General features: G+C 58.3%; 24 protein-coding genes. 10 read left to right on the top strand and 14 right to left on the bottom strand.

The window, feature by feature from the left end; translation table 11 throughout:
• Positions 1 to 32 precede the first annotated feature (32 nt).
• From tilS to FE702_RS07955, 3 genes are all read left to right on the top strand, one after another.
• Entirely contained in the window at positions 33 to 1295 is a 1263-nt protein-coding gene (gene tilS / locus FE702_RS07965; RefSeq protein ID WP_147125713.1) for a tRNA lysidine(34) synthetase TilS, read from the top strand.
• Positions 1296 to 1381: 86 nt separating this feature from the next.
• Positions 1382 to 3301 (top strand): ATP-dependent zinc metalloprotease FtsH, encoded by a 1920-nt coding sequence (ftsH, locus tag FE702_RS07960; RefSeq protein WP_147125712.1) that lies wholly within the window; start codon positions 1382 to 1384, stop codon positions 3299 to 3301.
• Between the two features lie 74 nt (positions 3302 to 3375).
• Positions 3376 to 4293, top strand: coding sequence for an ATP-grasp fold amidoligase family protein (locus FE702_RS07955; protein ID WP_147125711.1), 918 nt, complete (start codon positions 3376 to 3378; stop codon positions 4291 to 4293).
• 7 nt (positions 4294 to 4300) lie between these two features.
• Here the strand turns inward: FE702_RS07955 and gntA are convergent, their stop codons facing one another.
• Complete coding sequence (gntA, locus tag FE702_RS07950) at positions 4301 to 4972, bottom strand: guanitoxin biosynthesis heme-dependent pre-guanitoxin N-hydroxylase GntA (protein WP_147125710.1); 672 nt, start codon at positions 4970 to 4972, stop codon at positions 4301 to 4303.
• Between the two features lie 321 nt (positions 4973 to 5293).
• On the opposite strand from gntA, the gene FE702_RS07945 reads away from it, so the two are divergent.
• The 6 genes from FE702_RS07945 to pdeM all read left to right on the top strand — a co-directional run bounded on the left by FE702_RS07945 (position 5294) and on the right by pdeM (position 12556).
• Complete coding sequence (locus tag FE702_RS07945; protein WP_147125709.1) at positions 5294 to 6970, top strand: formate--tetrahydrofolate ligase; 1677 nt, start codon at positions 5294 to 5296, stop codon at positions 6968 to 6970.
• Between the two features lie 155 nt (positions 6971 to 7125).
• A complete protein-coding gene (gene folD / locus FE702_RS07940; protein ID WP_147125708.1) occupies positions 7126 to 8025 on the top strand; it encodes a bifunctional methylenetetrahydrofolate dehydrogenase/methenyltetrahydrofolate cyclohydrolase FolD in 900 nt (299 codons plus the stop codon).
• Positions 8026 to 8066: 41 nt separating this feature from the next.
• Positions 8067 to 8891, top strand: coding sequence for a bifunctional 5,10-methylenetetrahydrofolate dehydrogenase/5,10-methenyltetrahydrofolate cyclohydrolase (locus FE702_RS07935; protein ID WP_430303175.1), 825 nt, complete (start codon positions 8067 to 8069; stop codon positions 8889 to 8891).
• A gap of 51 nt (positions 8892 to 8942) precedes the next feature.
• The gene (locus tag FE702_RS07930) at positions 8943 to 11387 is read left to right on the top strand and encodes a ligase-associated DNA damage response DEXH box helicase (protein ID WP_147125706.1); all 2445 of its coding nucleotides are present in this window, start codon (positions 8943 to 8945) and stop codon (positions 11385 to 11387) included.
• 69 nt (positions 11388 to 11456) lie between these two features.
• Positions 11457 to 11804: a cupredoxin domain-containing protein gene (locus tag FE702_RS07925; RefSeq protein ID WP_147125705.1), complete on the top strand. Its 348-nt coding sequence runs from the start codon at positions 11457 to 11459 to the stop codon at positions 11802 to 11804.
• Between the two features lie 65 nt (positions 11805 to 11869).
• On the top strand, positions 11870 to 12556 hold the full coding sequence (gene pdeM, locus FE702_RS07920; RefSeq protein ID WP_147125704.1) for a ligase-associated DNA damage response endonuclease PdeM: 687 nt from the start codon (positions 11870 to 11872) through the stop codon (positions 12554 to 12556).
• Between the two features lie 43 nt (positions 12557 to 12599).
• On the opposite strand, the gene FE702_RS07915 is transcribed toward pdeM, so the two are convergent.
• Positions 12600 to 13907 carry an ATPase gene (locus tag FE702_RS07915; protein ID WP_147125703.1) on the bottom strand — a complete coding sequence of 436 codons (1308 nt, stop codon included), beginning with the start codon at positions 13905 to 13907 and terminating at the stop codon, positions 12600 to 12602.
• Positions 13908 to 14024: 117 nt separating this feature from the next.
• Between FE702_RS07915 and FE702_RS07910 the strand changes: the two genes are divergently transcribed.
• Positions 14025 to 15584: a hypothetical protein gene (locus tag FE702_RS07910; protein WP_147125702.1), complete on the top strand. Its 1560-nt coding sequence runs from the start codon at positions 14025 to 14027 to the stop codon at positions 15582 to 15584.
• On the opposite strand, the gene FE702_RS07905 is transcribed toward FE702_RS07910, so the two are convergent.
• The 12 genes from FE702_RS07905 to FE702_RS07850 form a co-directional block, all read right to left on the bottom strand.
• Positions 15585 to 16106, bottom strand: a complete 522-nt coding sequence (locus tag FE702_RS07905; protein WP_147125701.1) for a prepilin peptidase — start codon at positions 16104 to 16106, stop codon at positions 15585 to 15587. It abuts the gene before it with no gap.
• A 2-nt stretch (positions 16107 to 16108) separates the two neighbouring features.
• Complete coding sequence (locus FE702_RS07900) at positions 16109 to 16960, bottom strand: tetratricopeptide repeat protein (RefSeq protein ID WP_147125700.1); 852 nt, start codon at positions 16958 to 16960, stop codon at positions 16109 to 16111.
• Between the two features lie 149 nt (positions 16961 to 17109).
• Positions 17110 to 17625, bottom strand: a complete 516-nt coding sequence (locus FE702_RS07895; RefSeq protein ID WP_255449628.1) for a tetratricopeptide repeat protein — start codon at positions 17623 to 17625, stop codon at positions 17110 to 17112.
• A 43-nt stretch (positions 17626 to 17668) separates the two neighbouring features.
• A complete protein-coding gene (locus FE702_RS07890; protein WP_147125698.1) occupies positions 17669 to 18625 on the bottom strand; it encodes a type II secretion system F family protein in 957 nt (318 codons plus the stop codon).
• Between the two features lie 3 nt (positions 18626 to 18628).
• On the bottom strand, positions 18629 to 19597 hold the full coding sequence (locus FE702_RS07885) for a type II secretion system F family protein (protein ID WP_147125697.1): 969 nt from the start codon (positions 19595 to 19597) through the stop codon (positions 18629 to 18631).
• Positions 19598 to 19600: 3 nt separating this feature from the next.
• Positions 19601 to 21037, bottom strand: coding sequence for a TadA family conjugal transfer-associated ATPase (locus FE702_RS07880; RefSeq protein ID WP_147125696.1), 1437 nt, complete (start codon positions 21035 to 21037; stop codon positions 19601 to 19603).
• Positions 21038 to 21048: 11 nt separating this feature from the next.
• A complete protein-coding gene (locus FE702_RS07875) occupies positions 21049 to 22293 on the bottom strand; it encodes a CpaE/TadZ family protein (RefSeq protein ID WP_147125695.1) in 1245 nt (414 codons plus the stop codon).
• Positions 22294 to 22511: 218 nt separating this feature from the next.
• Positions 22512 to 23159, bottom strand: a complete 648-nt coding sequence (locus FE702_RS07870) for an OmpA family protein (protein ID WP_147125694.1) — start codon at positions 23157 to 23159, stop codon at positions 22512 to 22514.
• Between the two features lie 18 nt (positions 23160 to 23177).
• Positions 23178 to 24605, bottom strand: coding sequence for a type II and III secretion system protein family protein (locus FE702_RS07865; protein ID WP_147125693.1), 1428 nt, complete (start codon positions 24603 to 24605; stop codon positions 23178 to 23180).
• Between the two features lie 201 nt (positions 24606 to 24806).
• On the bottom strand, positions 24807 to 25646 hold the full coding sequence (gene cpaB, locus FE702_RS07860; protein WP_147125692.1) for a Flp pilus assembly protein CpaB: 840 nt from the start codon (positions 25644 to 25646) through the stop codon (positions 24807 to 24809).
• Between the two features lie 218 nt (positions 25647 to 25864).
• The gene (locus FE702_RS07855) at positions 25865 to 26089 is read right to left on the bottom strand and encodes a hypothetical protein (protein ID WP_147125691.1); all 225 of its coding nucleotides are present in this window, start codon (positions 26087 to 26089) and stop codon (positions 25865 to 25867) included.
• Between the two features lie 101 nt (positions 26090 to 26190).
• Positions 26191 to 26397 carry a Flp family type IVb pilin gene (locus FE702_RS07850; RefSeq protein ID WP_147125690.1) on the bottom strand — a complete coding sequence of 69 codons (207 nt, stop codon included), beginning with the start codon at positions 26395 to 26397 and terminating at the stop codon, positions 26191 to 26193.
• Positions 26398 to 26602 lie beyond the last annotated feature (205 nt).

The following is a 26602-nucleotide window of genomic DNA, read 5'->3' as shown; positions in this document are numbered from 1 at the left end:
AACACGGCCTTCCTCAACGGTTCGCCGATGCCATGGGCGAACTTCTGGGACCTGAATTCCCGAAACACTTGATCCTCGCCGTATCTGGCGGGGGCGACAGCATGGCAATGCTGTATCTGGCTGCGCCATGGGCCCGTGTAATGGGCATTCGCCTTTTTGTTTGCACGGTGAACCACAATCTACGCCCCGAGGCCGCTGAGGAAGCGGCATTGGTCGCCAAGGCTTGTGGCGAGCTTGGTCTGTTTCATCAGGTGCTTGATTGGCATTGGGACGGGCAGGGCAACCTGCAAGACGCAGCGCGCCAAGGGCGGATTGACGTCATCCAGCGCTGGCGCGGTAGTATCGAGCATGTAGTGATGGCGCATACGCTGGATGATCAGGCCGAAACCTTTGTCATGCGTCTGGCGCGCGGGTCCGGGGTCGATGGGTTGGCAGGAATGGCACCCAAGCGAGCTTTGCCGATGAGAGGACAGTTCAAGCCTGAATGCCAGCACCCCGACGGGCCGCCTTGGTCAGATTCCACAGAGGATCACGGTTGGTTGGTCCGTCCATTGCTGGCGGTCAGCCGCGATGACCTGCGGCATTATCTCAAGACCCTGCGCATTCCGTTTGCTGACGACCCCAGCAACGACGACACGCGGTTCGATCGGATCAAGGTACGAAAAGCGTGGGCGGATTTAGAGCGACTCGGCTTGACGCGTGAACGGTTGGCCGTGACAGCAGGCCAAATGGCGCGCGCGCGGGAGGTGCTTGAAAACGCGGCATTGCAGGCACACCAAGCCTGTCTTGCCAAAGACGAGCAGTATTCGACCCAATTCGACGTTGTCTATGATCGCGACTTATTTGCGCAACAGCCGCGCGAAATTCAGCTCAGGCTTTTGGCTGCTGCCCTCCGGTTTGTGTCGGGCGCGGGCTACCCGCCGAGGCTTTCAGCCCTTGAAAATGCGCTGGAACGCGGGCTGGGCGGGGCCGCGACAACGCTTCATGGAGGCTATGTCCTGCCACAAAATGCATGTCTGTTTGTCTGTGCCGAGTATGAAAAGGTGAAGGATATTCGTACCGTAGACGGGTTTTGGCGACATTTCTTCGTCGGCGAAAAAGACGTGCGGCCCTTGGGCGAAGCCGGGGCGGCACAGATCAGGGGGCTAAGCCGCTTGCCGGCACGTGTCCTGTGGCCCGCGCCAGCGGTGTGGGACGGTGACCGGGTGCTCGCGACACCAAGACTGGGCCCGAATGCACATTGGTACCCCGAAACAGGCGCTGCGAAACCTGAACACTTCCTTTCTGCGCATTGAAGATCGCCCTCAAAAGGTTATCTTGCCAAGCAACGGCGGTGTGATTGACATCGCCCTCTCGTTTTCCCCGTGTAAGGAGGCCTCCCTTGGGCAACGCACGTAACTTCGCATTCTGGATTGTTCTGTTCCTGCTGCTGCTGGCTTTGTTCCGGCTGTTTTCGGGCGATCAATCCACGATCCAAAGCAACGACATCAGCTACTCTGACTTCATCGAAGCGGTTGAGAGCGGCAACGTTCAGCAGGTCGCCCTTGATGGCGAAAACGTGCGGTTCGTCGGCGCCGACGGCAATCGCTACACAACGGTGAAGCCGCAAGACGCAGACCTGACCGACATGCTGATCGACCGCAATGTCGAGGTCGACGTGGTCGCGCAGGAAGACAGCGTCTTTAGCCAGCTTTTCTTTACCTTTGTGCCGTTCCTTCTGCTGATCGGCGTCTGGATCTACTTCATGAACCGGATGCAAGGCGGCGGTCGTGGTGGCGCGATGGGTTTTGGCAAATCCAAGGCCAAGCTGCTGACCGAAAAGCATGGGCGCGTGACATTTGATGACGTCGCGGGCATCGACGAGGCCAAGGAAGACCTTGAAGAAATCGTCGAATTCCTGCGCAACCCGCAGAAATTCAGCCGTCTTGGGGGCAAAATCCCCAAAGGCGCATTGCTCGTGGGCCCTCCAGGCACCGGTAAGACGCTCCTTGCTCGCGCCGTTGCGGGTGAGGCGGGCGTCCCGTTCTTCACCATCTCGGGTTCCGACTTTGTCGAGATGTTCGTCGGTGTGGGTGCGTCCCGTGTTCGTGACATGTTTGAGCAGGCCAAGAAAAACGCGCCATGTATTGTCTTTATCGACGAAATTGACGCCGTGGGCCGGTCGCGTGGCGTTGGCTACGGTGGTGGCAACGACGAGCGCGAACAGACGCTGAACCAGTTGCTGGTCGAGATGGACGGCTTTGAAGCCAATGAAGGCATCATCATCGTTGCCGCAACCAACCGTCCTGATGTTCTAGACCCTGCGCTGCTGCGTCCGGGCCGCTTTGACCGTCAGGTTCAGGTGCCAAACCCGGACATCAAAGGCCGTGAGAAAATCCTTGGCGTGCACGCACGCAAGGTGCCACTGGGCCCGAACGTTGACCTGCGCATCATCGCGCGCGGTACGCCGGGCTTCTCAGGTGCTGATCTGGCCAACCTTGTGAACGAGTCTGCTTTGATGGCGGCCCGCGTTGGACGCCGGTTTGTCACGATGGACGATTTTGAGAACGCCAAGGACAAGGTCATGATGGGCAGTGAACGCCGTTCCATGGTCATGACCGAGGACGAGAAAAAGCTGACCGCCTATCACGAGGCCGGGCATGCGGTTGTTGGCCTATACGTCCCGCAGCACGATCCGATCCACAAGGCGACAATCATCCCTCGTGGTCGCGCGCTGGGTCTGGTGCTGTCGCTGCCAGAGCGTGATCAGCTGAGCGTCAGCCGGACCAAGTACACGTCGAAAATCGCTATGGCGATGGGCGGCAAGGTGGCCGAAGAGCTGAAGTTCGGCGCGGAGAACGTCACATCGGGCGCGACATCGGACATTCAACAGGTGTCCAAGATTGCTCGCGCCATGGTCACTCAGTTCGGCTTTGCCGAGGAACTGGGGCACGTGGATTACGCCAATGAACAACAGTCCTATCTGGGCAGCTACGGCGGCGGTACGAACCACAGCCAAGCGACGCAGGAATTGATCGACAAGAAGGTCAAGGAACTGGTGGACACGGGGTATGAGACCGCCAAGCGCATTCTGACTGAGCATCGCGAAGAGTGGGAAAACCTCGCTCAGGGCCTGCTGGAATATGAGACCCTGACAGGGCCACAAATTCGCAAGGTCATGAATGGCGAGACGCTGGACAATGACGATGACGACGGTGACACGCAAAAGCCAAACCGTCCGTCGCTGACTGCCGTGCCAAAGGCCAAGTCTCGGCCCAAGTCCGACGATACCGGCGGGATGGAACCAGAACCAACTGCCTAATTGCTACCAAGAAGGGGCCCTGGCTTGGGCCCCTTTTTAATTGCCAAGAAGTGCCAATCCCGCTTCAAAGGCGCATGATTGTTCAAAATCCATTTAAACCAAGGGGTCTGCTTAAGGACCTCCTCAAAGAAGCCACGATCGAAGCGCGCTATCGCATCGACCCGCTTGTGGGCCATTCGTATATCCTTCGTAAGACCGCCAAACGGTTGGGATACGAGCCTGATCTGCAAAACCCGAAAACCTACAACGAGAAAATCCTGTGGCGGAAGCTGCGCGATCGCCGCGCGGTGCTGACCACCGTTTCGGACAAGATTGCGGTCCGCGATTTCGTGGCAGAGCGATTAAAAGACCATGATTTCGAGGCTCTGTTCCCCAAGCTATACGCGACTGCGTCGGACCCCGCCCAAATAGATTTCGCCACCTTGCCGGACACATACGTGGTCAAGAGCAACTATGGAAGCGGGCGCAATATTCTGGTGACACCGGATGACCCCGTGGATGTTCCAAAGCTGCTTGAGCAGGCCCGGCTCTGGCAGCGTCGCTCATACGGAAAGACCAAGTTCGAGTGGGCCTATCAATCGATCAAGCGACAGATCATGGTCGAAGAGTTGATCAGCGACGCGAGCGGTCGGGTGGCGGACGATATCAAATTCGCCGTGTTCGATGGTAAGTGTGAATTCATCGTCTATTGCGATGATCGCTTTGGCGATTACTGCTGGCACCACCTGACGCCGCGCTGGGACCGCCTGTTTTCGACGCCGCCGTCAGCCACAGAACGTCCGCTACCGCCCAAGCCAAATGGCTTTGATGAGATGTTGAAAATGGCCGAACGGCTCTGCGAGGGGATTGATTATTTTCGCGTGGATTTCATGATTACTCCGACGCGCTTTGTCCTGAATGAAATCACCCTCTATGACGCGAGCGGTATGGATCCTCTGGATCCGCCGATCTGGGATAACCGCTTTGGAGAGTTCTGGACTTTGCCTAGCTAGTCCGATGTTACGCTTTGCTGTTTGCGTGATACGGGCATTGGGAGGCAGCGGTCACCGGCATGCTGCTATATTGTAGGGCCGCAGAGCGTTTACCGTGATCTGACAGCATTGGATTAATCGACCCTTGGAATCTCATGTCGCGGGCTCGCGAGGCGTGTTTGACCGCCTCAAGCGAGTTGGATGCGCGCAGGTCTTCGAATTGTTTATGGGGGTTGAGAGCAAATCCGCTGACGGGTGTGCGGCGCGATTTGCGAGGTGAATGTGGGCTCAGCCCAACTACAAAGAACGGCGTCCCGTGGATTGTGAACGTGAACTCTGGCGAGGCGACGTCGTCTGATGTTCCCGGTGGGACAGGTCTGTCGACCGGTTCGCAGGCACGCATGCCGGACAGGCAGGCCCACAAGGCATCGTGGAATTCGGTTATGCTCTCGGACCTTTCGTCCGGGAACACGGCGATGAAAGAGCGAAACCGGAACTCTTGCGGTGCAGTGAGCCATGTTCCCACAGCCTCATGGACCGCTGCCGCGTCTGTCCGCATGGAAGAAAAGCGGCGCACGGAAAGCCCACCATGGCGTGCCACGGCCTGCGCGATCGGGCATGGATAGCCTGATTGCAAAACATGATCCTGAACGGACATGGGCCACTCAAAGGCCGAGTTGATTGCATGCGAAAAATTCATCGCGGCCTGTACAATAAGTTTTAGAAATACACTGGGCGAAATACTGCCGAATGGAGGGGCGCATTTCAAGGCCGCAGGTCTCCGCACTTAAGCGCTGTGGCATTTCCAGCGCGCCGTTTGCGGCAACTACATTGCTCGGGCGGGCCTCCAGGACGGTGTCTGGGCAAAACCTTTGGTCGCAACGGACGCATCGGTTTCCGATATGCGTCGGCGCCCGCTAAAAAGGCCGCGCGCGATGGTCATTATGTCGGAATTGAATGCCGCTGTATGCAAAACAGCGGTGTACATGCGACCTGACCATACGACCAAAGGGAACAGGGCATGTCTTACAAGAGCGACATCGAGATCGCGCGCGAAGCGTCGAAGCGTCCGATACAGGAAATCGGGGATGCTCTGGGAATCCCCAGCGAACATCTTTTGCCTTACGGGCATGACAAGGCAAAGGTCAGCCAGGACTTCATCAATTCGACCAAAGATCGCAAAGACGGCAAGCTCATCCTTGTGACCGCGATCAACCCAACGCCTGCGGGCGAAGGCAAAACCACGACGACCGTTGGTCTGGGTGATGGTCTCAACGCGATTGGCAAAAAGGCCATGATCTGCATTCGCGAGGCTTCCCTTGGCCCGAACTTCGGCATGAAGGGCGGCGCTGCGGGTGGTGGCTATGCGCAGGTCGTTCCTATGGAAGAGATGAACCTGCATTTCACAGGTGACTTCCACGCGATCACCTCGGCGCATTCGCTGCTGTCGGCAATGATCGATAACCACATCTACTGGGGCAACGAGCAGGAAATCGACATCCGCCGCGTTCAGTGGCGTCGTGTTGTGGACATGAACGACCGCGCGTTGCGCCAGATCACGGCATCGCTGGGCGGCGTTGCCAACGGCTTCCCGCGTGAGGCGGGCTTTGACATCACGGTGGCGTCCGAAGTCATGGCGATCTTGTGTCTGGCAACCGATCTGAAAGATCTGGAAAAACGTCTGGGGGACATGATCGTCGCATATCGCCGGGATCGTACGCCGGTCTTTTGCCGCGACATCAAAGCAGAAGGCGCAATGACGGTTCTGTTGAAGGACGCGATGCAGCCGAACCTTGTGCAGACGCTCGAGAACAACCCGGCCTTCGTGCATGGCGGTCCGTTCGCCAACATCGCGCACGGCTGTAACTCGGTGATTGCGACAACTACGGCGCTGAAACTAGCGGATTACGTGGTCACAGAAGCCGGATTCGGTGCGGACCTTGGCGCTGAAAAATTCATGAACATCAAATGCCGCAAAGCGGGGCTGGCCCCGTCGGTTGTGGTCTGCGTCGCAACCGTACGCGCAATGAAGATGAACGGCGGCGTCGCAAAGGCCGATCTGGGAGCCGAAAACGTGGACGCTGTAAAGGCAGGGTGCCCGAACCTTGGCCGCCACATCGAGAACCTGAAAAGCTTTGGCGTGCCGGTGGTTGTGGCGATCAACCACTTCGTCACGGACACCGACGCAGAGGTGCAGGCGGTCAAGGATTATGTCGCCGAACAAGGGGCCGAAGCGGTCCTCTCGCGCCACTGGGAGCTTGGTTCGGAAGGATCGGCACCGTTGGCTGAGAAGGTCGTTGAGGTTATCGAACGCAATGATGCCAAGTTCGAGACCATCTACGCCGATGACATGCCGCTGGCCGAGAAGATCCAAACGATCTGTCAGAAAATCTATCGTGCCGATGGCGCAGTGATGGACAAGAAAATCGAGGATCAGCTCAAGCTCTGGGAAGAGCAGGGCTACGGCAACCTGCCCGTCTGCATGGCCAAGACGCAGTATTCGTTCAGCACGGATCCAAGCCAGCGCGGAGCGCCGACAGGCTTTACCGTGCCGGTCCGCGAAGTGCGGCTCTCTGCAGGGGCCGGGTTTATCGTGGCAGTCTGTGGTGAGATCATGACGATGCCGGGTCTGCCGCGCGTGCCATCGGCGGAAAGCATCCGCCTGAACGACGCAGGCCAGATCGAAGGTCTGTTCTAGGCCGGGTTTGCACAGCTGTCGCGGATCAGTGGTAACGGGTGTCTGGTCACACACATCCGTTGCCACTCCGAGGGCGACCGGGTGCACCGAGGCACCACCGCCGGATTGCCTCCGGCGGGAGTTTTTTGGGAAAGATGAAGTTGAAGGGGCGCGAAATGTCTGCAGCCGTCATTGATGGAAAGGCCTTTGCGGCCAATGTTCGCGGCCAGATTGCCGAGCATGTGCAGCGGTTGAAGGATGAAAACGGGATCACGCCGGGTCTGGCGGTGATCTTGGTGGGCGAAGACCCGGCGTCTGAGGTTTATGTCGCGGCCAAGCATAAGCAGACCGTCGAGGTCGGCATGGCAAGCTTTGAACATAAGCTGCCGGCGGACGTACCGGAGGCCGAGCTTTTCGCCCTGATCGATCAGTTGAATGCGGATCCGACGGTGCATGGCATCCTGTGTCAGTTTCCGGTGCCCGACCATCTAAACGAACGTGATGTTGTGGCGCGCATTGATCCGGCTAAGGATGTGGACGGTCTGAGCGTGGTAAACGCAGGTCTGCTGGCGAGCGGAGAGCAAGGGCTGGTGTCCTGCACGCCACTGGGCTGCCTCATGCTGCTGCGGGATCAACTGGGCAATATGTCGGGCAAAGAGGCCGTCGTGATTGGTCGCTCTAACCTGTTTGGCAAGCCGATGGGGCAGTTGCTCCTGAAGGAAAACTGCACCGTGACAATTGCCCATTCGCGGACGGCAGATTTGCCAGAGGTGAGCCGCCGAGCCGACATCCTCGTGGCCGCCGTCGGGCGCGCGGAGATGGTCAAAGGGGATTGGATCAAGCCGGGCGCGACGGTCATTGACGTGGGCATCACGCGCATTCCGCACCCTGATAAGCCAGGCAAAACCAAGCTTCTGGGCGATGTGGATTATGCCGAGGCAACACAAGTGGCAGCGGCGGTGACACCGGTTCCCGGCGGCGTAGGCCCCATGACGATTGCCTGTTTGTTGGCCAACACTCTGACAGCCTGTTGCCGGGCGCATGGACTGACAGAACCTGCGGGTTTGACGGCGTGAAGCACGTGAACGATGACCCAAGATTTTTGCGTGGCGCACCAGTGCGCCAGCAAATTCTGAGCGATGTTGCCAGTTACGTCGCAAAGGCGGGTCGTGTCGGGCGTTTGGTTTCGATCATGATCGGCGACACGCCCGAAGTTGCTGTGTATATCCGCGGCCAAGCCCGCGCCGCAGACCAGGTTGGATTGCCCTTTGACCAGCAGGTCTGGCCGGGCGACATCACCCAGGACGAATGCAAGCGCCGCATTCAGGCGATGAATGACGATTCCGATGTGTTGGGCATCATTCTGCAGCGGCCAGTGCCAGCGCATATCAATGTCCGGTCGCTGCAATCTGCCATCCACCCGCTGAAGGATGTTGAGGGCATGAACCCGGCATCCGTGGGTAATATCATTTACAACGATGTGGCGCTGGCACCTTGCACAGCCGCCGCTGCCGTCGAGTTGATCCGTGCGACAGGTCTGCCGATGGAAGGGCTCGAGGTCGTGATGATCGGCCATTCCGAGATTGTAGGCAAACCTGCTGCGATGATGCTGATGGCCGAGGGCGCTACCGTGACGGTTTGCCATCACATGACGCGATCGGTCGCCATGCATTCGCGCCGCGCGGATGTTGTTGTCGTGGCTGTCGGTAAGGCGCATCTGGTCGGGGCCGATATGATCAAGCCCGGCGCTGCGGTCATTGATATCGGGATCAACCAGACCGAGGACGGGATCGTAGGCGACGTGGAGACTGATGCAGTCAAGGAAATCGCTGGATGGGTGACACCCGTCCCGGGCGGAGTTGGTCCAGTGACAGTCGCGATCCTGATGCGCAACGCCATCGTCGCACATCAAAGGCAAATGGCGGCAGGTTGGTTGGATTAAATCCACGTCTGCGGGTCGAAGTGCGGCAGTGTTCGCCCTAAGTTCCGCGCTATGCAATTGCCCGCGAACATCACTGACTGGTTTAAAGACAAGGGCTGGTCCATCCACCCGCATCAGCAGGACATGTTGGAGCGCGCCGCTAACCCGGCGCTTTTGCTGATTGCGCCGACGGGTGGGGGCAAGACACTGGCGGGGTTCCTGCCCACTCTGGCGGAACTGGCAGCGGCGCCGCGTGAGGGGTTGCACACGCTTTATGTCAGCCCGTTGAAGGCTCTGGCATCTGATATCAAGCGCAACTTGCGCACGCCCGTGGATGAGATTGGGCTGGATATCCGTATAGAAGACCGGACAGGCGACACCTCAGCCACCCAAAAGAAACGCCAGCGGGTGGATCCGCCCCAGATTTTGCTGACAACGCCGGAAAGTCTGGCCTTGCTGGTCAGCTATCCGGATGCGCCGCGGATGTTCGCGGGGCTGAGCCGTGTCATTGTCGACGAAATCCACGCACTGGCCGAAAGCAAGCGGGGGGATCAGTTGATGCTGGCGCTGGCTCAATTGCAAAGCCATTGCCCCGATTTGCGCCGCGTAGGGTTGTCGGCCACCGTCGAGAACCCGGAGCGTATTGCCCGGTTTCTGGCGCGGCATCCGGACCCGTGTGAGATTGTTCTGGCTGACCCCGGTCCGCCTGCGGATATCCAGATGCTGGAGACCGAAGAGCTTCCGCCATGGTCCGGCGGCGGCGGAAAATACGCCATCCCGGCAATCCTTGATCAGGTGCGTCAGCACAAGACGACGCTAATCTTTCACAACACGCGGGCGCAGGCGGAGTTGTTTTTCCACAACCTGTGGCTCGCCAACGACGAAGGGTTGCCCATCGGTATTCACCACGGCAGTCTCGCGCGCGAGCAGCGCGAGAAGGTCGAGCAGGCCATGGTGGACGGGACGCTCAAGGCGATCGTCTGCACTGGATCGCTCGACCTCGGGATCGACTGGGGCGATGTCGATCTTGTCATTCAGGTTGGTGCGCCGAAGAACGTGAAGCGTCTGGTGCAACGCATCGGGCGGGCCAATCACCGCTACAACGCCCCGTCAAAGGCGCTATTGGTGCCGGCGAACCGGTTCGAAGTCGTGGAGTGTGTGGCCGCTCTTCAGGCTGTTGCTGCAGGTGAACTGGACGGTGAGCAGGTCGGGCGCGGGCCGCGTGACGTGTTGTGCCAGCACATTCTGATTGCGGCCTGCGCGGGACCGTTTCAGGCCGATGAGCTCTACGATGAATTCGTGACGGCAGGTGCGTTCAATGACCTGACGCGGGCCGAGTTTAACGAGTGCTTGGCGTTTTGCGCGACGGGCGGTTACGCGCTTCGCGCTTATGACCGGTGGCAGAGGCTGTTGCAGCGTCCTGACGGGGCATGGCAGTTGCGCGACCCCCGCTCAGCGCAGCGCATCCGGATGAATATTGGCACCATTCAGGACACCGACACGCTGAAGGTGCGATTGAAAAACCGGATGGGCGGCAAACCTCTTGGGGAAGTCGAGGAAGGATTTGCGGCAACCCTGACACCCGGTGACACGTTTCTGATTGGCGGGCAGATCGTGCGCTATGAGGGTTTGAACCAGATGACGGTCGAGGTGACACGGCGAGCCGCCGACAAACCCAAGATCGCGACCTTTCTCGGCACCAAGTTTGCGACCTCGACGCAGCTGAGCCATCGGATTCTAGAGTATTTTCGGAAAGATGAATTTCAGGACCTCCCGCGCCATACAGCCGATTGGCTGAGGTTGCAGAAGGAGCGGTCGAAACTGCCAGAGGCCGACCGGCTCCTGGTCGAGAGCTTTCCCCATGATGGGCGCGCGCAGACGGTTGTCTACGGGTTTGCGGGGCGTAATGCGATGCAGACGCTCGGCCTGCTGGTGACACGCCGTATGGAGGAGGCGGGCCTTGGACCGATGGGGTTTGTCGCCACGGATTATGCGACGCTGATCTGGTCACTGGATCCCGTTCTTGATCCCGCGCCGCTGTTTGAAGGAGACAATCTGCGCGAGGCGCTGGAGACGTGGTTGGCCGGCAATGCGGTGATGAAGCGGACGTTCCGGGCGTCGGCCACTATCGCGGGTCTGATTGAACGCAACCTGCCGCAATCCCGGAAATCAGGGCGGCAGGCGACGTTCAGTTCGGACATTCTATATGACACGCTGCTGAAATATGATCCCGAGCATGTCCTGATGAAAATCACCCGCGAAGAGGCCTTGCGCGGTCTGGTCGACTTTGGTCGGATCGAAGAGATGCTGGCTCGGGTGCAGGGGCGCATTGATCACCGAATTCTGGATCGCGTCACACCGCTTGCCGCGCCGCTGTTTCTTGAGGCGGGTCGTGTGCCCGTGAAGGGTTTGGCAGAAGAGCGCTTGATGGCGGAAGAGGCCGAGCGGATGATGCAGGCGGCTGGGCTGGATCAGATCGAACCGGAAAAGCCCAAACGCTGGGCGGTTCCGTTTTAGTTCGCGCAGATTGAACCGGGACTGAGCCTCACGCGACTCGGTGAGGTAACATCATAGAAGGACCTCATCATGACCACCGTCTCCCGCCGCCAAGCCATTGCGACCCTGACCCTCGGAGGTGTGGCAGCCGCACTGGCGCCAGCCGCCATGGCCGCCGGCCATGCCAAAGACCATGCTGTTGCCATCGAAGGGTTTGCCTTTGCGCCCGGTGATCTGACGATTTCCGTCGGCGACAGCGTTGAGTTCACAAATTCCGACAGCGCGCCTCATACGGCGACAGCAGATGATGGAAGCTTTGACACCGGTATGTTGCGCGGCGGAGACCAGGCCAAGATCACCTTCGATACCGCCGGAGAGTTCGAGTATTTTTGCGCCGTCCATCCCCATATGCGCGCCAAGATCACCGTCGAAGGCTAAGCCTTTGCCACCCGCTGCGCGGGAAAATGCTTGCCTTGGTTCATGCTTCGCGCAAAGAACGGAGCATGAACACAGGTCAGATTTCAGGTGGGCATCAATTCTCGCTTGCCGGGGCGCAGTTGACGGCAATGCCGTCAGGGGCGCTTTGGTGGGCGCATCTTCGAATGCTGGTTGTATCTGATTTGCATCTTGGGAAATCGGACCGCGTCGCCCGGCGCATGGGCGCGATGCTGCCACCTTATGAAACGCGGGAAACGCTGGGACGGCTTGATGCCGATATCGCGGCGACTTCGGCCGCGACGGTGGTTTGCTTGGGCGACAGTTTTGACGACCTGGCGGCGGCACAGAGCCTCGATGAAGACGAGCGGCTTTGGCTCACGCGGCTGCAAGCCGGGCGGCGTTGGGTTTGGATCGAAGGTAACCACGATCCCGGCCCGGTGGATTTTGGCGGAACGCATCTGGCAGAGCTGATCGAAGCGCCGCTGACCTTCCGCCACATCGCGCGTCCGGGGGCGGCGGGCGAGGTGTCCGGGCATTATCACCCGAAAGCGGCAGTGAACCTTCGGGGACGCGTCGTGACGCGCGCCTGTTTTCTCTATGATTGCGACCGTGTGATCATGCCCGCCTATGGCACCTATACCGGTGGCCTACGGTCCGATGACAAGGCGTTAAGCGATCTGATGCGTCGTGACGCCTGCGCCGTTTTGACGGGACAAGTCGCGCACGCCTTTCCGATGCCGCGCAGGCTTTAGGCGATGGTGCAACAGCCTTGGCGGGCTTGCGCCCTCGCCACGGTCAGTGCTGCACTTCGCTTTCATCGACGAACATGTTGGCCCATGCGCGGTCGATCAGGTCGGGGGTCATCTGATAGGGGATGCCTTCGAACTGACAAATGGAAATCATCTGGTCGATCAGGAAGACCGGCTGATAGTTCGCATAGACATTGTCGATTTCGGGGTACTTGTTCGACAGCAAATGGATCAGGGCGTCTTCGTCCAAGGGCATCTGCTTTTTCTTGGCGACCAACGCAAAGATCTTGAGGAAGTCCTCCTGACTGGGGCCGTCGATCTTGATCTTGTAAAAGATCCGGCGCAGCGCCGCTTTGTCGAAGATCTTGTTGGGATGGAAGTTCGTGGAAAAGATCACGAGCGTGTCGAAGGGCACTTCGAACTTTTCACCCGATTGCAGAGCAAGGATATCGCGGCTTTCTTCAAGCGGGACGATCCAGCGGTTCACAAGCGATTGCGGCGGATCGGCCTGACGACCCAGGTCGTCAACGATAAAGATACCGCCGGTCGATTTTAGCTGAAGCGGGGCCTGATAGGTCCGCGCTGTGGGGTTGTAGACAAGGTCCAGCATGTCGAGGCTGAGTTCACCGCCCGTGATCACCGTTGGGCGTTCGCAGCGCACATAGCGGGTGTCATAGAGAATTTTGCGACGCAGGGAATTCGGATCATCGACCTGCGCCTCTGCCGCCGAATGCACGATGGGGTCATAAACGGTAATGACCTGACCGGCGTATTCGATGGCGTGGGGAACGTAGATCTTGTCACCCATCGCGTCGCGGATGCCGTTCGAGATTGACGATTTACCGTTGCCGGGTGGACCGTACATCAAGCATGAGCGACCCGCGCGGACCGCCGGACCCAGCTGATCCAGTAGGTCATCGGGCAAGATCAGGTGACCCATCGCATTCAGCAACATTTGCTTGGTCAGATGGATGTTGCGGATGGACTGGCGTTTGACCTGTTCGCGGTAGACAGACAGTGGCACAGGCATCGCTCCGAAGTATTCGGACTGGGCCAGGGCATCCATGGTCCGGGCTTTGCCTGCATCGGTCAACTGATAGCCCATTTCAGACCCGGCGTTCGCCGAGAGCGTGCCCATCGCTTCGAGCAGTTTTTGTTCGCGGGCCATATCCACGAGGTCCTGCGTGACCGGAATGGGTAGGCAGATTGCCTTGGACAGGTCCCCCACGGTCGACAGGTTTTTGCGGAACATGGTCTTGGTCAGGATGTCCCGCATCATCACCAGCGGAAGCTGCATATCCGTCAGACGCTTTGGCGCTGGCGGTGCAATGACGTTTGTCACCTGCATATTCATTGTTCGTCACCCAATTTGCCCTTTGCCCCTGAAATAAATTCGGAAAAGGGCATGACTGAGGCGGGCAAACCGGGATAATCAGAAAATAACGACAACAAACTGGCGAAAATCAGTCAGATGAGCAGGCAGTCCACATTCGTCCTTTTGGGCGCATTCGTTGCATTTGCAGCCGCTTTGATCGTGCCGCAGGGGCTGAACCTGACGATGCATACGGGCGATGCGTTGCACATGATCGCCATTGTCGAACGCATGGCAAGCGGCGAGCTCCCGCATGTGGATTTCATGACGCCCATCGGGGTGCTGGCCTTTGCACCGATTGTGCTCTTCGCACGGTGGGGGCTGTCGGCAGGAGAAGCGTTTTTGGCAGCGCAGGTTCTGGTGGCCGCTGTCGTTCTGGCAATGGCTGTCTATGTGGCCCGGCGTCGGGTTCCGAACTGGGCAATGCTGGCCTTTGGTGCGATGATCCTGATCCTGTGTACGGCTCTGATCCACGGAGAAGCGCGGCAGGGTGTGAGCGTGTCGATGCACTATAACCGCTGGGCTTGGGCCTTGGCTTTTGTTGCGGTGCTGGCATCGGCTTTTTCCCCGCGCCGTCAATCGGTGCTGGACGGTGTGATCATCGGTCTGGCGATTGCGATGCTGGCGCTGATCAAGGTGACCTTTTTCGTCACCATCGCGCCGGTGGTCGTGCTGTTCGGTGTGCTGACGGGGCAAGGGCGGATGCTGGCCGGTGGGGTTGGAACCGGGCTTTTGATTGCGGCCATGATGACGGCCGTTCATGGGTTGGGGTATTGGGATGCCTATCTCAAAGATCTGCTGATTGTCGCCGGATCGGATCTGCGGGCGCAGCCGGGGATCGATTTCCAAGAGGTGCTGCGATCTCCGCCTTATATTGGCGCGACGTTGGTGGTGCTCGCAATGGCGTTGGTTCTGCGTTTGCAGGGCGACAACAAGGCGGCGCTGATGACCATCGTTCTTCTGCCGGTCGGGGCCTACATCACCTATCAAAACTTCGGAAACGACCCGCAATGGTTGATGTTGTTGGCTCTGATGCTTGGGGTATGGGCTGCGGCGCGCACGGATGAGAAAACGCGTCTCCCTTTGATAGCTGGTGCCGTGGCTTGCGCGGCGTTTGTGACGCCGAGCTATATGAATATGGCCGTCAGCCCATTCAGGCATCTGATGATCCCGACCGCGCAGTACACGCCGGTTCTGGCCGGAGGGACGTTACATCAAGATGTGAGGGTAAGCCGGGTCAAGGCGAACCGCATTCAGGCGAATACACCGCTCGAGGGCATTACGCCGGTGGCAGGTATGGTTCCAAGCGATCCGCCTGAGTTCATGGGCGAGCCGCTGCGCAATTGCCGGACTGAGCCACAGGCGGCCTATTTCGCGTCAATCGCCGGGGATTTAGCGGCGCGGGAATTGGCGCAGGGTGGGCGCATCTTTGCGGCGGATGTTTATGGGCCCTATTGGCTTTTCGGAAATCATGCGCGGCTGCGTGGCGGAGCTCCATGGTACTATGACAATCTTTCGGGTCTGGCAGATGCGGATTACGTGCTTGTGCCGACCTGTCCCGTGCTAAGCGGTGTACGTAACCTGATCCTGCGCGACCTTGAGGATGTGCCGATGCGCAAGATTGTCGATGCCGAGCTTTATACACTCTACGCGCGGTGATCAGAATGCTGCAGCGGCAAGATAGATGGTCACAACGCCGCCGAGTGCAAAGCCCAGCGGAAAGCGTTTTCCAGACCGCCACGACAGCCAAAGCGGCGTTTGACGGTCGGCTCCGAACCAAAGAAACGCCCTGTGGACCACAAAGGCCGCAAGCGCGCAGGCGATAAAGAGCATCAGCACCAGAACCCAATCCTCACGCAGGAAAAACGGGCTGGCGGCAGCCATGAATTTGGCGTCACCCCCGCCCATCGTGCCAGCCGCATAGAGCACGATGATTGCGGCAAATACGATTGTGATCTGAAGAAGTTGGCCAAGATAGAGGTTGATCGGCATCAGGAGCGGGCCAAGGACAACGAACACGCCAAGCACAAACAGAACCAGACCGTTGCGTATGCGCAGATTGGACATGTCGTCCCATGACATGAAGACCCAGACTGGGGCCATGATCAGCAAAAAGACCAGCGCAGCGGAGGCAGGGTAGGCTGGATCAAAACGATCCAGAACCGAAAGGAGGCTGTCCATCGTCAGTTGGCGACGTTGGCTTCAAGCGCACGCAGGCTGCGTACAGCGGCCTCGAAATGCTGCGGATGGGTGTCGATGGCTTCGCGCAAAAGACCTTTGCCGGTGGACACGTCACCTTGCTTGATCGCGCTCAGGCCTAGCGTGTGCAGCAGTTGTGCGCGTTCGATCTGGCTCATTGGGACAACGGGCAGGTCGTATTTGCGTTGCGCACCGCGCGCGAGCACAAGGTTGTTCTTGGCTGTGAACAGCGTCTGATCGCGGCGTATGGCGTCAGCGAACAGCTGTTCTGCATCGCCGAAATCACCGCGCGTCAGCTTTGAATAGCCCCAGTTGTTTAGGATGCTGGCGGGCTTTGAGGTCAAGCCTACGGCTGTTTCATAAAAGCTGTCGGCGTTTGACCATTCCTGATTGCTGTCAGCGACCATCGCTTCAAGCCGATAGCGTTTGAAGGTTTCATGAGTGGGGGGGATGGCGTCGAGCGTTTGCTCGGCATTGTCCCATTGCCCGATGCGGATGAAGGCATCCGCCAGATCCACACGGTCGTCATTGGTGGCTTCGGGATGTGCGGCGATTTTCCTCCAGACGGGGATCGCCTCGGTCGGGCGTTTGGCCCGGATCAGCGATTGGGCGAGGCCACGCTGCAGGTCGATCCTCTTGGGGTCGCCTTTGCTGGCGCGTTGGAAATAGGACACCGCCTCATTCGGGTCGGCTACCGTCAGCATCACATCGTTCAGATTGGTTTCATCGACGACATTGACGTCGTTCAAGGCCCGTTCGACCTGATTGCCCTGCATCTGGTCACAGGCCGTCAGCGCCATCACCATTGGCAGCAAAACAAGCGTCGCCTTGCGCATGTCGCGTCCTTTTCTGCTCGTGTGTCCCATGCGGATTTTCCGTCTTGGGACCCCGGTTGGCACGACGTACCCCGGGTTTGGTTGCCTCTGCTTTGGCATGGTTGATCCATGCGCAATTGGGTCGTTGCCCAAATTTCATTTGGCCGTGGTTAAGGGAATTCTGCGATCAGATAGTCGGAACTGCCCCGTCGGACCACTTGGTAGGCCTCTGTATTAGGATCACTATAGACCTGATTATCCAATTTTGCGAGCGCTTTACGCAGGTTGTCCCGAATCTCAGTCGAGTTCCCGTTGTCGAGCGCGAAGGCTTGCCGAAACAGGCCTTCGGCCTCGCTTGTCTGACCGGTTTCCATCAGCACAACGCCCAGATTGTTGAGCACGGCAGGGTTTTCAGGTTCGATGTCATAGGCGCGGCGCAGGTCCTTTTCAGCCTGCCCTAGACGCCCCAGCGCCAGTTTGGCGGTACCAAGCCCCATCAGAACCTCGGTGGTCAGCCCATCTTCGCCCGCGGCCCGCGTGAAGGCCTTGAGCGCGAGTTCATGTTCGCCGCCTGCCATCAGGCGGTGGCCCAGCTTCAGATTGTCGACCGTGCGTTCGCCAGCCGAATAGGGGGCAAAGGGGCTGTCATCCGACGCACGAAGGCCGCCTGTCGAACAAGCGGCCAAAGTGGTTATTGATATCAGGACCAACCCTAGGCGGAGCACGGCGTCACCGGTTGTATAGCTGCACATAAATCTCGTAGATGGACGGCCCGATCATGATGATGAGAAGCGGCGGAACCGTCAGCATCATCGTGGCCAGCGTCATCTTGGTTGGCAGTGTATTCGCCTTTTCCTCGGCGCGCATCACCCGTTTGTCACGCATCTCGCCAGCATAGACCCGCAAGGCTTCGGCGATGGACGTACCGAATTGCTGCGACTGGATGAGAACGGTCACAAAGCTTGCCACGTCCGGGACGCCTGCGCGTTCGGCCATGTCCCGCAGAACAGCGGTCTTTTCTTTACCGGCCTTCATTTCATGGGCGACGATCATGAATTCTTCCGACAGTGCCGGAAAGCTTGAGCGCATTTCTTCAGACACACGGATGATGGATTGGTCGAGCGACTGACCGGCTTCGACACAGACTAGCATCAGGTCGAGACTGTCCGGGAAGCCGTTGCTGATTTCTTCCTGCCGGGACTGCACCCGTTTCGTGACCCAGTATTTCGGCAGCATATAGCCCACGATTGCGGGCAAGAGCGCGGTCATAAAGATCTGTTGAATGGACGGATCTTCCCCTTGGGATTGCACCAGTACCACGAGAACACCGGCCGCCAGCAGACCGAGCCCAAGCGCAAACTGCGCAAAGTGATAGACGCGCACAGCGTTTTTTGTACGATAGCCCGCCTGGATCATCTTCAGGCGCATTGCCGAAAACTCTTCCTCGTCCTGCGGTTCGAGGAATTTCGAGTATTTCTCAAGCTTATCTACGCCGTTGTCATAACGCAGGCGTTCTTTCTTGCTTGCGGTGCGCGCTTCGGCCTTGGCGACTTCTTCGAGCTTCGCGTAGGGGTCCTTCGGCGCTTTGAGCATCAGCAAGCCAGCGCCGATGACCAGCGCCAGACCAAGAGCGCCAAGGAAAACGATCGGACCCAGCGGTCCAAGTGTATCGAGTATCTGGCTCATCGCTTACACCTTGATGTTCACAAGGGATTTCATGACGAAGATGTTGGTGATCAGGAATCCGGCCACCACGAGGCAGGCAGGAATGAACACGGCAGTTTCCATCACTTCGTCATAGTAATTGGGCTGGATCACGTTGATCATGACCAGCGCGCCGAACGGGAAGCCGGACAGGAACATGCCGGACCATTTTGCTTCGGCGGTGATCGCCTTGACCCGGCGAAACAGTTTGAAACGTGCCCGGATCACTCCGGCCAAACCCGCAAGAACTTCGGCCAGGTTACCACCGGATTGCTGCTGGATCGTCACCGCAACCGCAAGAAAGCGAAGGTCCTGCATGTCCAGCCGCTCGGCCATGTGTTTCAGCGCTTCGCCGACATCGCGGCCATAGGCCGCCTCGTCTGAGATCACCCCGAATTCCGAGGCCAGCGGATCGGGCACTTCTTTCGACACGATTTGCAGAGCGGAGGAAAACGGGTGACCGACACGCAAGCTGCGCACCATGAGTTCCACGGCATCTGGCAGCTGTTCTTCGATCAGGCCCATGCGTTTCTTGGCTTTGCTATTGATCCAGACAAAGACCCCGCCAACGCCCATCACCACAGAGACACCCGCGCGGACGATGAAATCTGCCCCGGTCCCGATTGTCAGGCCGACGAACGCGACAGCGGCAAGTCCGGCCATGACCATGAGGATTTGCAGCGGCGTGAAGGCGATGCCGCCTTTTTGCGCCTTTTCAGCGAGCAGCGAATAGAGCGGCACCTTTTTCGCGTCGAGGTGCTGGTTCATCTCTTTTCGGAGTTGTTCGAGCACCTGTTCACGTCCAGAGCCCTTTTTCATCAGCTCAAGGCGGCGGTTCACGCGGTTGTTCAGGCTGATCGATTTACCAAAAACCGTCAGATACAGACCTTCAACCATCACAAGGACGGCGATAAAGATCAGACCATAGATAATGGGTTCAGGACCGATACTCATAACTCAGTACTCCGGTACGGTCGGTTCAAACAACGATGGCGGCAGGTCGTAGCCCCACATCTTGAACCGTTCTGAATAGTGACTGCGAACGCCGGTGGCCGTGAAATGGCCGATGATCTTGTTGTCTGGCGTCAGGCCTGTGCGCTGGTAGCGGAACACCTCTTGCATTGAGATGACGTCGCCTTCCATGCCGGTGATCTCGGTGATCGACACCATGCGGCGCGAGCCGTCCTGTAGACGCGAGGCCTGCACGATCAGGTTCACAGCCGAGGCAATCTGGGACCGGACCGCCTTGATCGGCATTTCGATCCCTGCCATCGCGACCATGTTTTCCAGACGGCTGATGCCGTCGCGGGCGCTGTTGGCGTGGATCGTGGTCATCGAGCCGTCGTGACCCGTGTTCATGGCCTGAAGCATGTCGATCACTTCTTCGCCCCGCGTTTCCCCGACAATGATGCGGTCAGGCCGCATCCGCAGGGCGTTGCGCAGACAGTCGCGTTGGGAAACCGCACCTTTGCCTTCGACGTTGGCAGGGCGGCTTTCCATCCGGCCCACATGGGTCTGTTGCAGCTGAAGTTCGGCGGTGTCTTCGATGGTCAGGATGCGCTCGGAGTTGTCGATGAATGACGACAGCGCATTGAGCGTCGTTGTTTTACCCGAACCCGTACCCCCCGAGACGATCACATTCAGACGTGTCGCGCAGGCGGCCTGAAGGTAGGCTGCCATTTCCTCGGAAAACGCGCCAAAGGACACGAGGTCGTTGATCCCCAGCTTGTCCTTCTTGAACTTACGGATCGACACCAGCGATCCGTCCACCGCGATGGGTGACACCATTGCGTTGAAGCGCGAGCCGTCTTGCAAACGTGCGTCCACATAGGGGTTGGATTCATCGACCCGGCGGCCCACGGCGCTCACGATCTTGTCGATAATGCGCAGCAGATGCTTTTCGTCTTTGAACGTGATCTCAGACAGCGACAGTTTGCCTTTGCGCTCGACAAAGATCTGCTTGGGTCCGTTGATCAGGATATCGTTGACGTCGTCGTCTTTCAGAAGTGGCTCAATCGGGCCAAGGCCCGTGACCTCGTCATAGAGATCCTGGTTCAGGGCCTGCCGCTCTTCGCGGTTCAGGACCACTTCCATCTCGGTGAGGGTTTCGCTGGCGATGGCCGTGATTTCGGCGCGCAGGTCTTGCTCTGACGCCTTTTCCAAGGCGGCAAGGTTCAGATTGTCGAGAAGCGACTTGTGCAACTCAAGCTTGATCTCGGCCAGCCGTTCCTTGCGCCGTTTTTCTTTGTCGGCTGGCGTTGGGGTCGCCGATTTCGCGGCAGTGGCATGCTTCCGAGCCATTTTGGGGGCTGGGGCAGGGGCGGCTTTGGTTTGAACCGCCTGCGCAGGCTGCACGGGTTCTGCGCCGGTGGTTTTCTTGTAGCGTGAAAACATGGCTTGGCCTTCTATGCTGCTTCGGCGTCGTCGTGGCTGAGATCAAAGAGCGATTCAGCGAGTTTCAGGATTTCCTTGCGAAGCGGGTTCTTGGGTGACGCGTCCGAGAGCGGCACGCCGTGATCCCCAGCCTGGGCGATGGTCTTGCCTCCGTCGGGAAGCTGGATGTTGATCGTCAAATTCAGGCTTTCCGACAGGCGTTTGATCCGCGAGCGTCCCGTGACATCCATCAGCCCCGGCGAACGGTTGATGGCAAAGCGCAGTTTCTCGAACGGCAAATCTTCGGCTTGCAGTGCTTTTTTCAGCCGCAGCGCGTTTTGGGCCGACCGCAGATCAAGCTCCATCACTGCGAAATAAACGTGGCTTTCAAGCAGGACGGTTTCGGTCCACTGCACCAGCGTTTTGGGCATATCGACGACGACAAAGTCGAAATTCGCCCGCGCGGCAGCAAGAATGCGCCCGATATCGGTCTGATCGACCAAATCAAGCGGAACGATCTCGGACGGGGCCGTCATGACATGCAGACGGTCGTTGAACGCGAGGAGCGCCTGCATGAAGACATCATTGTCCATGCTTTCGGTGTCTTGCAGCATCTCAAGAACGGAGTCGCGGCGCGGCAAGTCCAGATAGGTCGCCGCTGCACCATATTGCAGATCGAGGTCCAACAGACATACGCGCGGCGGTTTGTCGGTCTGAATATTCGCAAGTTCCCAAGCAAGGTTGACCGCAAATGTGGTGGCTCCGGTGCCTCCAGCGAGGCCGTGAACAGGGAAGATCACGCCATCGCGGTCCCCAGTCGCCACGAGGGTCGGGCGATGTTCCTGCGGAGTAGGTGCAGCCGCAACAGGCTCGGGTTGTCTGAGACGCTCGACCACTTGCGCCAATTCGTTCTCGGGCAAGGGGTAGGGGATGAATTCGTCCGCGCCATTGCGCAGCAATTGGTGCAAGGTCGCCGTCGACAGATCTTCGGCGACGATGATGGATTTGATTCCCTTGGCCCGCGCTGAAGTGATGATGGCCGTGATGTTTGCAAGGTCGTCTGCATCATCGTCATCAAGCGCGATCGCGACGAACTCAAGCGTTTCGGCATCAGGTTGATCCAGAAATGCCAAGACTTCTTCAAACCCAAGATCACCCCAGCTTTCGCCAAGGATGGCCTCCATGTCATCGATCAAGAGATCGAAATTGGTCACATCCCGGCTGATCGTACAGGCCCGGATCGGGGTAGGTTCTGGTTGTAGCGTACCGCTGCTCATTACTTCGGCCTTTACATGGACCGGTTCTGGAACGGCGTCGTCTTGGTTGACGAATTGTTATGTGCCCCTCCGAAACCGGCAGGGCTTTCGCCCCACAAATTTCCTCACCAGCAGGGATGCTGGTCAAAGGGGGCGACATTGGGGCCAAAAGACCGAATTACTGTGAAATGTCTAAGGACGGTAAACAAACTATCGCCACAACTTGGCGACTGTTTCACTTAGGGCGACGTAATGCCCAAACCGGCGGCACCTTCACCACCACCGTCTCCACCGCCATAGTACTGGCGTAGTACGATTTCGGCGTATTTGCCCTGCATCACAACGGGGTGGTTTTGCACGAAACCGGACACTTCCGTCACGGTGCGGCGGTTCCTGCGTTCGCGATCATTGGTATAGATCAGTGGCTGCGTTTCGCCAAAGCTGACCACAGCTTCGAGCCGACTGCGGCTGATACCCAGCGATGACAGGTGATGCACCACAGCGTCGGCGCGGCGTTGGCCCAAGCTGCGATTGTAGGCGTCCGAACCGACCAGATCGGTGTGACCGTAAACCCGGAAACGCACTTCTGGGAATTGGCGCATGAAACCGGCCTGCTGGCGCAGGATCTGACGGGCAGTGCCGTCCAAAACTGATGAATTGAACTCGAACGTGACCGTTGATGGCACTTCGCTGGCAAAGCGTTTGCCCAAGTCGATGGCGTAGGACCGTTGGCCAGTCATCACCATCATGTTGTGCATGGTCGGGTTGCCGAAGCCGCCCTCGTCAATGCTCGACCCTGCTTCGCGGTGATTGAAATTATACACCGGATCGCTGTTCCCGCATGCCGACACGAGGGCCGCCGCAGCTATGATCGCAAGGTATCTCATCCGGTTTCGCGGCTTTCCTTAGTCCAACACGTATCCGTATGATCCACTGAAGTCCTGTTGGGCAACTTCGGCGGCAGGTCCCTTGGCAGGAGTTTTGCCCGCAACGCGACCAAAAAGAAAGAGATCACGTTCGCTTGGCAGTTTGACCCGATCCGTCGGAAGGGCCAACGCCTCGCCTCGTGTGGGAGTAACAAGATGCGGTGTGACGATGATGACGAGCTCGGATTGATCGCGCTGGAAGGATGTCGACCGGAACAGGGTCCCAAGAACGGGCACATCGCCCAGCCATGGCACCTGCGAATTGGTGTCCGAGAAATCCTCTTCCAGAAGCCCTGCAATCGCGAAACTCTCGCCGTCACGCATTTCAACCGTGGTCGACGTCTCACGGGTTGAGAACGCGCTGACTGTAATGCCCCCGGTCGTGATGCCGTTGGCAGGATCGATGGAGCTGACGGAGGCTTTGAGATCAAGGTTGATCACGTCGCCATCGACAACCGTCGGCGTAAAGATCAGTTCGATCCCGAACGGTTTATATTCAACGGTGATCGTGTTGTCGCCGCCCGCAATCGGGACCGGGTATTCACCACCGGCCAGGAAACGTGCGGGATTGCCGCTCAGCGCTGTCAGGTTGGGTTCGGCAAGAGTGCGAACAACACCTTTGGTTTCAAGCGCTTCGAGCAGGATGTCGACACGCAAGGAATCAATGTCAAAGCCAAACAGGCTGGCTCCGAAGGAGTCACCAGCCGGAGCCAGGACGCCGGTCAGGGGACCAAAGTCAGAGGTCGTCGCAGCAGCCCCGTCGGCGCGAATGCTGCCTTGGCCACTCGTGCTGATCGATCCGTTGCCGTTTTGGGCCACAAGCCCGCTTTGTAGGGATTTCGACACGGAACGCTGCATTTCCGCGAAGCGAACTTTGAGCATGACCTGATGATTGCCGCCCACGACCATAAGGTTCGAGACGCGGTCAGGCGCATAGCGTTGTGCCAAATCAAGGGCGCGGTCCATGCGGACGATGCTGCTGACCGTCCCCGACAATACGATGCCGTCATTCGCCGTGCGGACCTCGATCGTTTCATTGGGCAAGATCTGGCGTAGCCGTTCCTTGAACTCCGAAATATCAGGGGCGACGCGCACCTCGACATTTGTAATCAGGCGTCCGTCAGCGCCCAGCAACGTCAGCGACGTCCGCCCCGGTGCCTTGCCAAGCACGTAGATCGTGCGGTCAGACAGGGTCGAGATGTCTGCGATGGCTGGATTGGCAATCGACAGTTCCGCGAAGGGCACATCGCTTTCGACCACGACAGCCCGGTTCATCGGAACATTCAAGGAAGACGATGGAGCCCCGCGCATCACGCGCAAGGTTTCAGCCTGAATGGGGGCGACAGACCCCATAAAGGAAAGTGCCAGCCCCAGCAGGGCGGCGCCAAAAAGCTTCTTCGTTTTCATGTGACCTGCCTTTCGATCACGCCTCTTGTTCGGATCTTTCGCCCAAACTTTCGCTCACCATGACCGATTTTGTGTTTTCGATCAAGTTTCATGCGCTTATCGGCATAACCTCATGTCGAGGTGCGTGCCGAACGCCACAAAATGAATCGCGCGCCCGGCAAAGCCATGCCGGACGCGCAGTCAAATTGGATTTTGATTTGCTCAATTTGTGCAGGGGATCGGGATTTCGACCACCTCGGCACCACGTCGGGTGCGAATGGTGCAGATCTCTTGGCGCGGCGCTTCGACGATTTGCTCTTCGACCACACCCAGAAGTGAATTCTGGTCCACGTCGGTTGCTTCGGCCACGGTGTCATCTTCGGCTCCGACCAGCGCCAGCGTCAGACGACCCGAGTTTTGTGCCTGCGCGAGTGCGGCGACGTTTTGCGGCGTGACCTGGACGGTTACTGTCCGGGCAATGATGTTTTGCTTAGTGTCGACGTCGGCTTGCTGGTCAACCGCGATCAGTTCGAGGTTCGTCAGGATCAGCTTGGTGATGTCATTACGTCCACCTGCACCGGGGGCAGGGCCGGACCAGAACACGTCGACCCGGTCGCCCGGACGCAAAAAGCCTGACACACCGGAGGACACGTCCACGCGGATGGTGAAGGCACGCATCCCGCGCTCAAGTCTGGACGTTAGCCCTGCATCTTCTCCTGGTTCAGTGACCTTGACCGCCAAAACGGCTTCCTTGGCCTCCATCGGACGCAAGACAATGCGCGGCACGTCAGGACCTTTGGGAAAGAATTCATCTGGTGTCTGGAAAACGCCCTTGGGAAGATGTTCTTCCGGGAAACGGGCAAATTCCACGTCATCTGGCGTGATTGGCTGACCGTAGCGCAGCGGCTTTTTCGCCACCACGACGTTGGCCAAAGGGATTGTCTGAGATTGTTGATTGGCGAGCTTGCGTTCGTAACCATCAATATAAGTGCTGGCGAGATACGCCGCCCCACCGGCAAGCACGATGCCCAAAACAAGGACAAGACCAAAAACAGCGCGCATGTTGCACCCCTAAGTTAGGCAGTCTCGCCACCCGAGACCGCGTTGGTTTCATCATGTCGGCTGAATCAGGCGAAAGCGTGGAAGTTCTTGGAGCTTTCGGTGACACTTTGGGAGACGTTGTCTCAAACCGATGCAGGCTGATCGCGCCAGTCCCGTCGATGCAGACGGTGACCTTGCCTAGACACCCGCGACGCAGGCGTCTTTACTTGCTCAGCACGTCACTTGCTCAGCCCGTCGGTCGAGCCGTCGACGACGTGTTCTGCGACCAAGTCGAGGTTGTCGCTGACATTATCCCCGATGTTGCGCGTTCCGTCGTCCAGAACCAGTGTCACAGCAAAACAGCCAAGCATCGCTGCGGCTGTCAGGACGACCCAGTCAACTGTCGTCGCTCCGTCTTCGTTGCTTACGAAGTTTATAATTCTGGACCAAGCAGCCAATCGCATCAGGAACACCGGTAATTGATAATCTGAGTGCAAAAAGGCCGTGCTCGTTTGCGGAGCACGGCCTCCTTGATCGTTCTGACTTTTGTCAGATCGTCAGGCTATTAGCCCGAGTAGTTCTCGAACGTCAGGGCGTTGATGTCGCCTGCCGACAGTTCGGTGTCGATTTCGGATGCCAGGTCTTCCACACCGTCGGTGACGGTCGCCAGGATGGCAATGCCCAGGCCAACGATCGCTGCGGTCAGCACGACCCAGTCAACAGTCACTGCGCCGTCTTCGTCTTTGCGGAATTTGTTCAGAAAGTTCATCATTGTGTTAGTCCTCAGTAGGGTTTCGCTCTGTGTCAACCTTGTCGGCTCATCCAGGGCGGCCTCTCTGTTGCCCTGTCCCCGACTTGGTATGAGGCTATATGCACCCCGGATTGGGGCGCGAATGGGGCAGCATTTTTTCAATTTCAGGGTTTATTGAGAAAGCCGCGAGTTTTTATGTAAGATGCTGTTTTACAGTGTTTTTATT

Source organism: Shimia ponticola (assembly GCF_007995215.1).
Taxonomy (GTDB): Bacteria; Pseudomonadota; Alphaproteobacteria; order Rhodobacterales; family Rhodobacteraceae; genus Shimia_B; species Shimia_B ponticola.
This window is presented reverse-complemented; position numbering and strand designations above follow the sequence as displayed.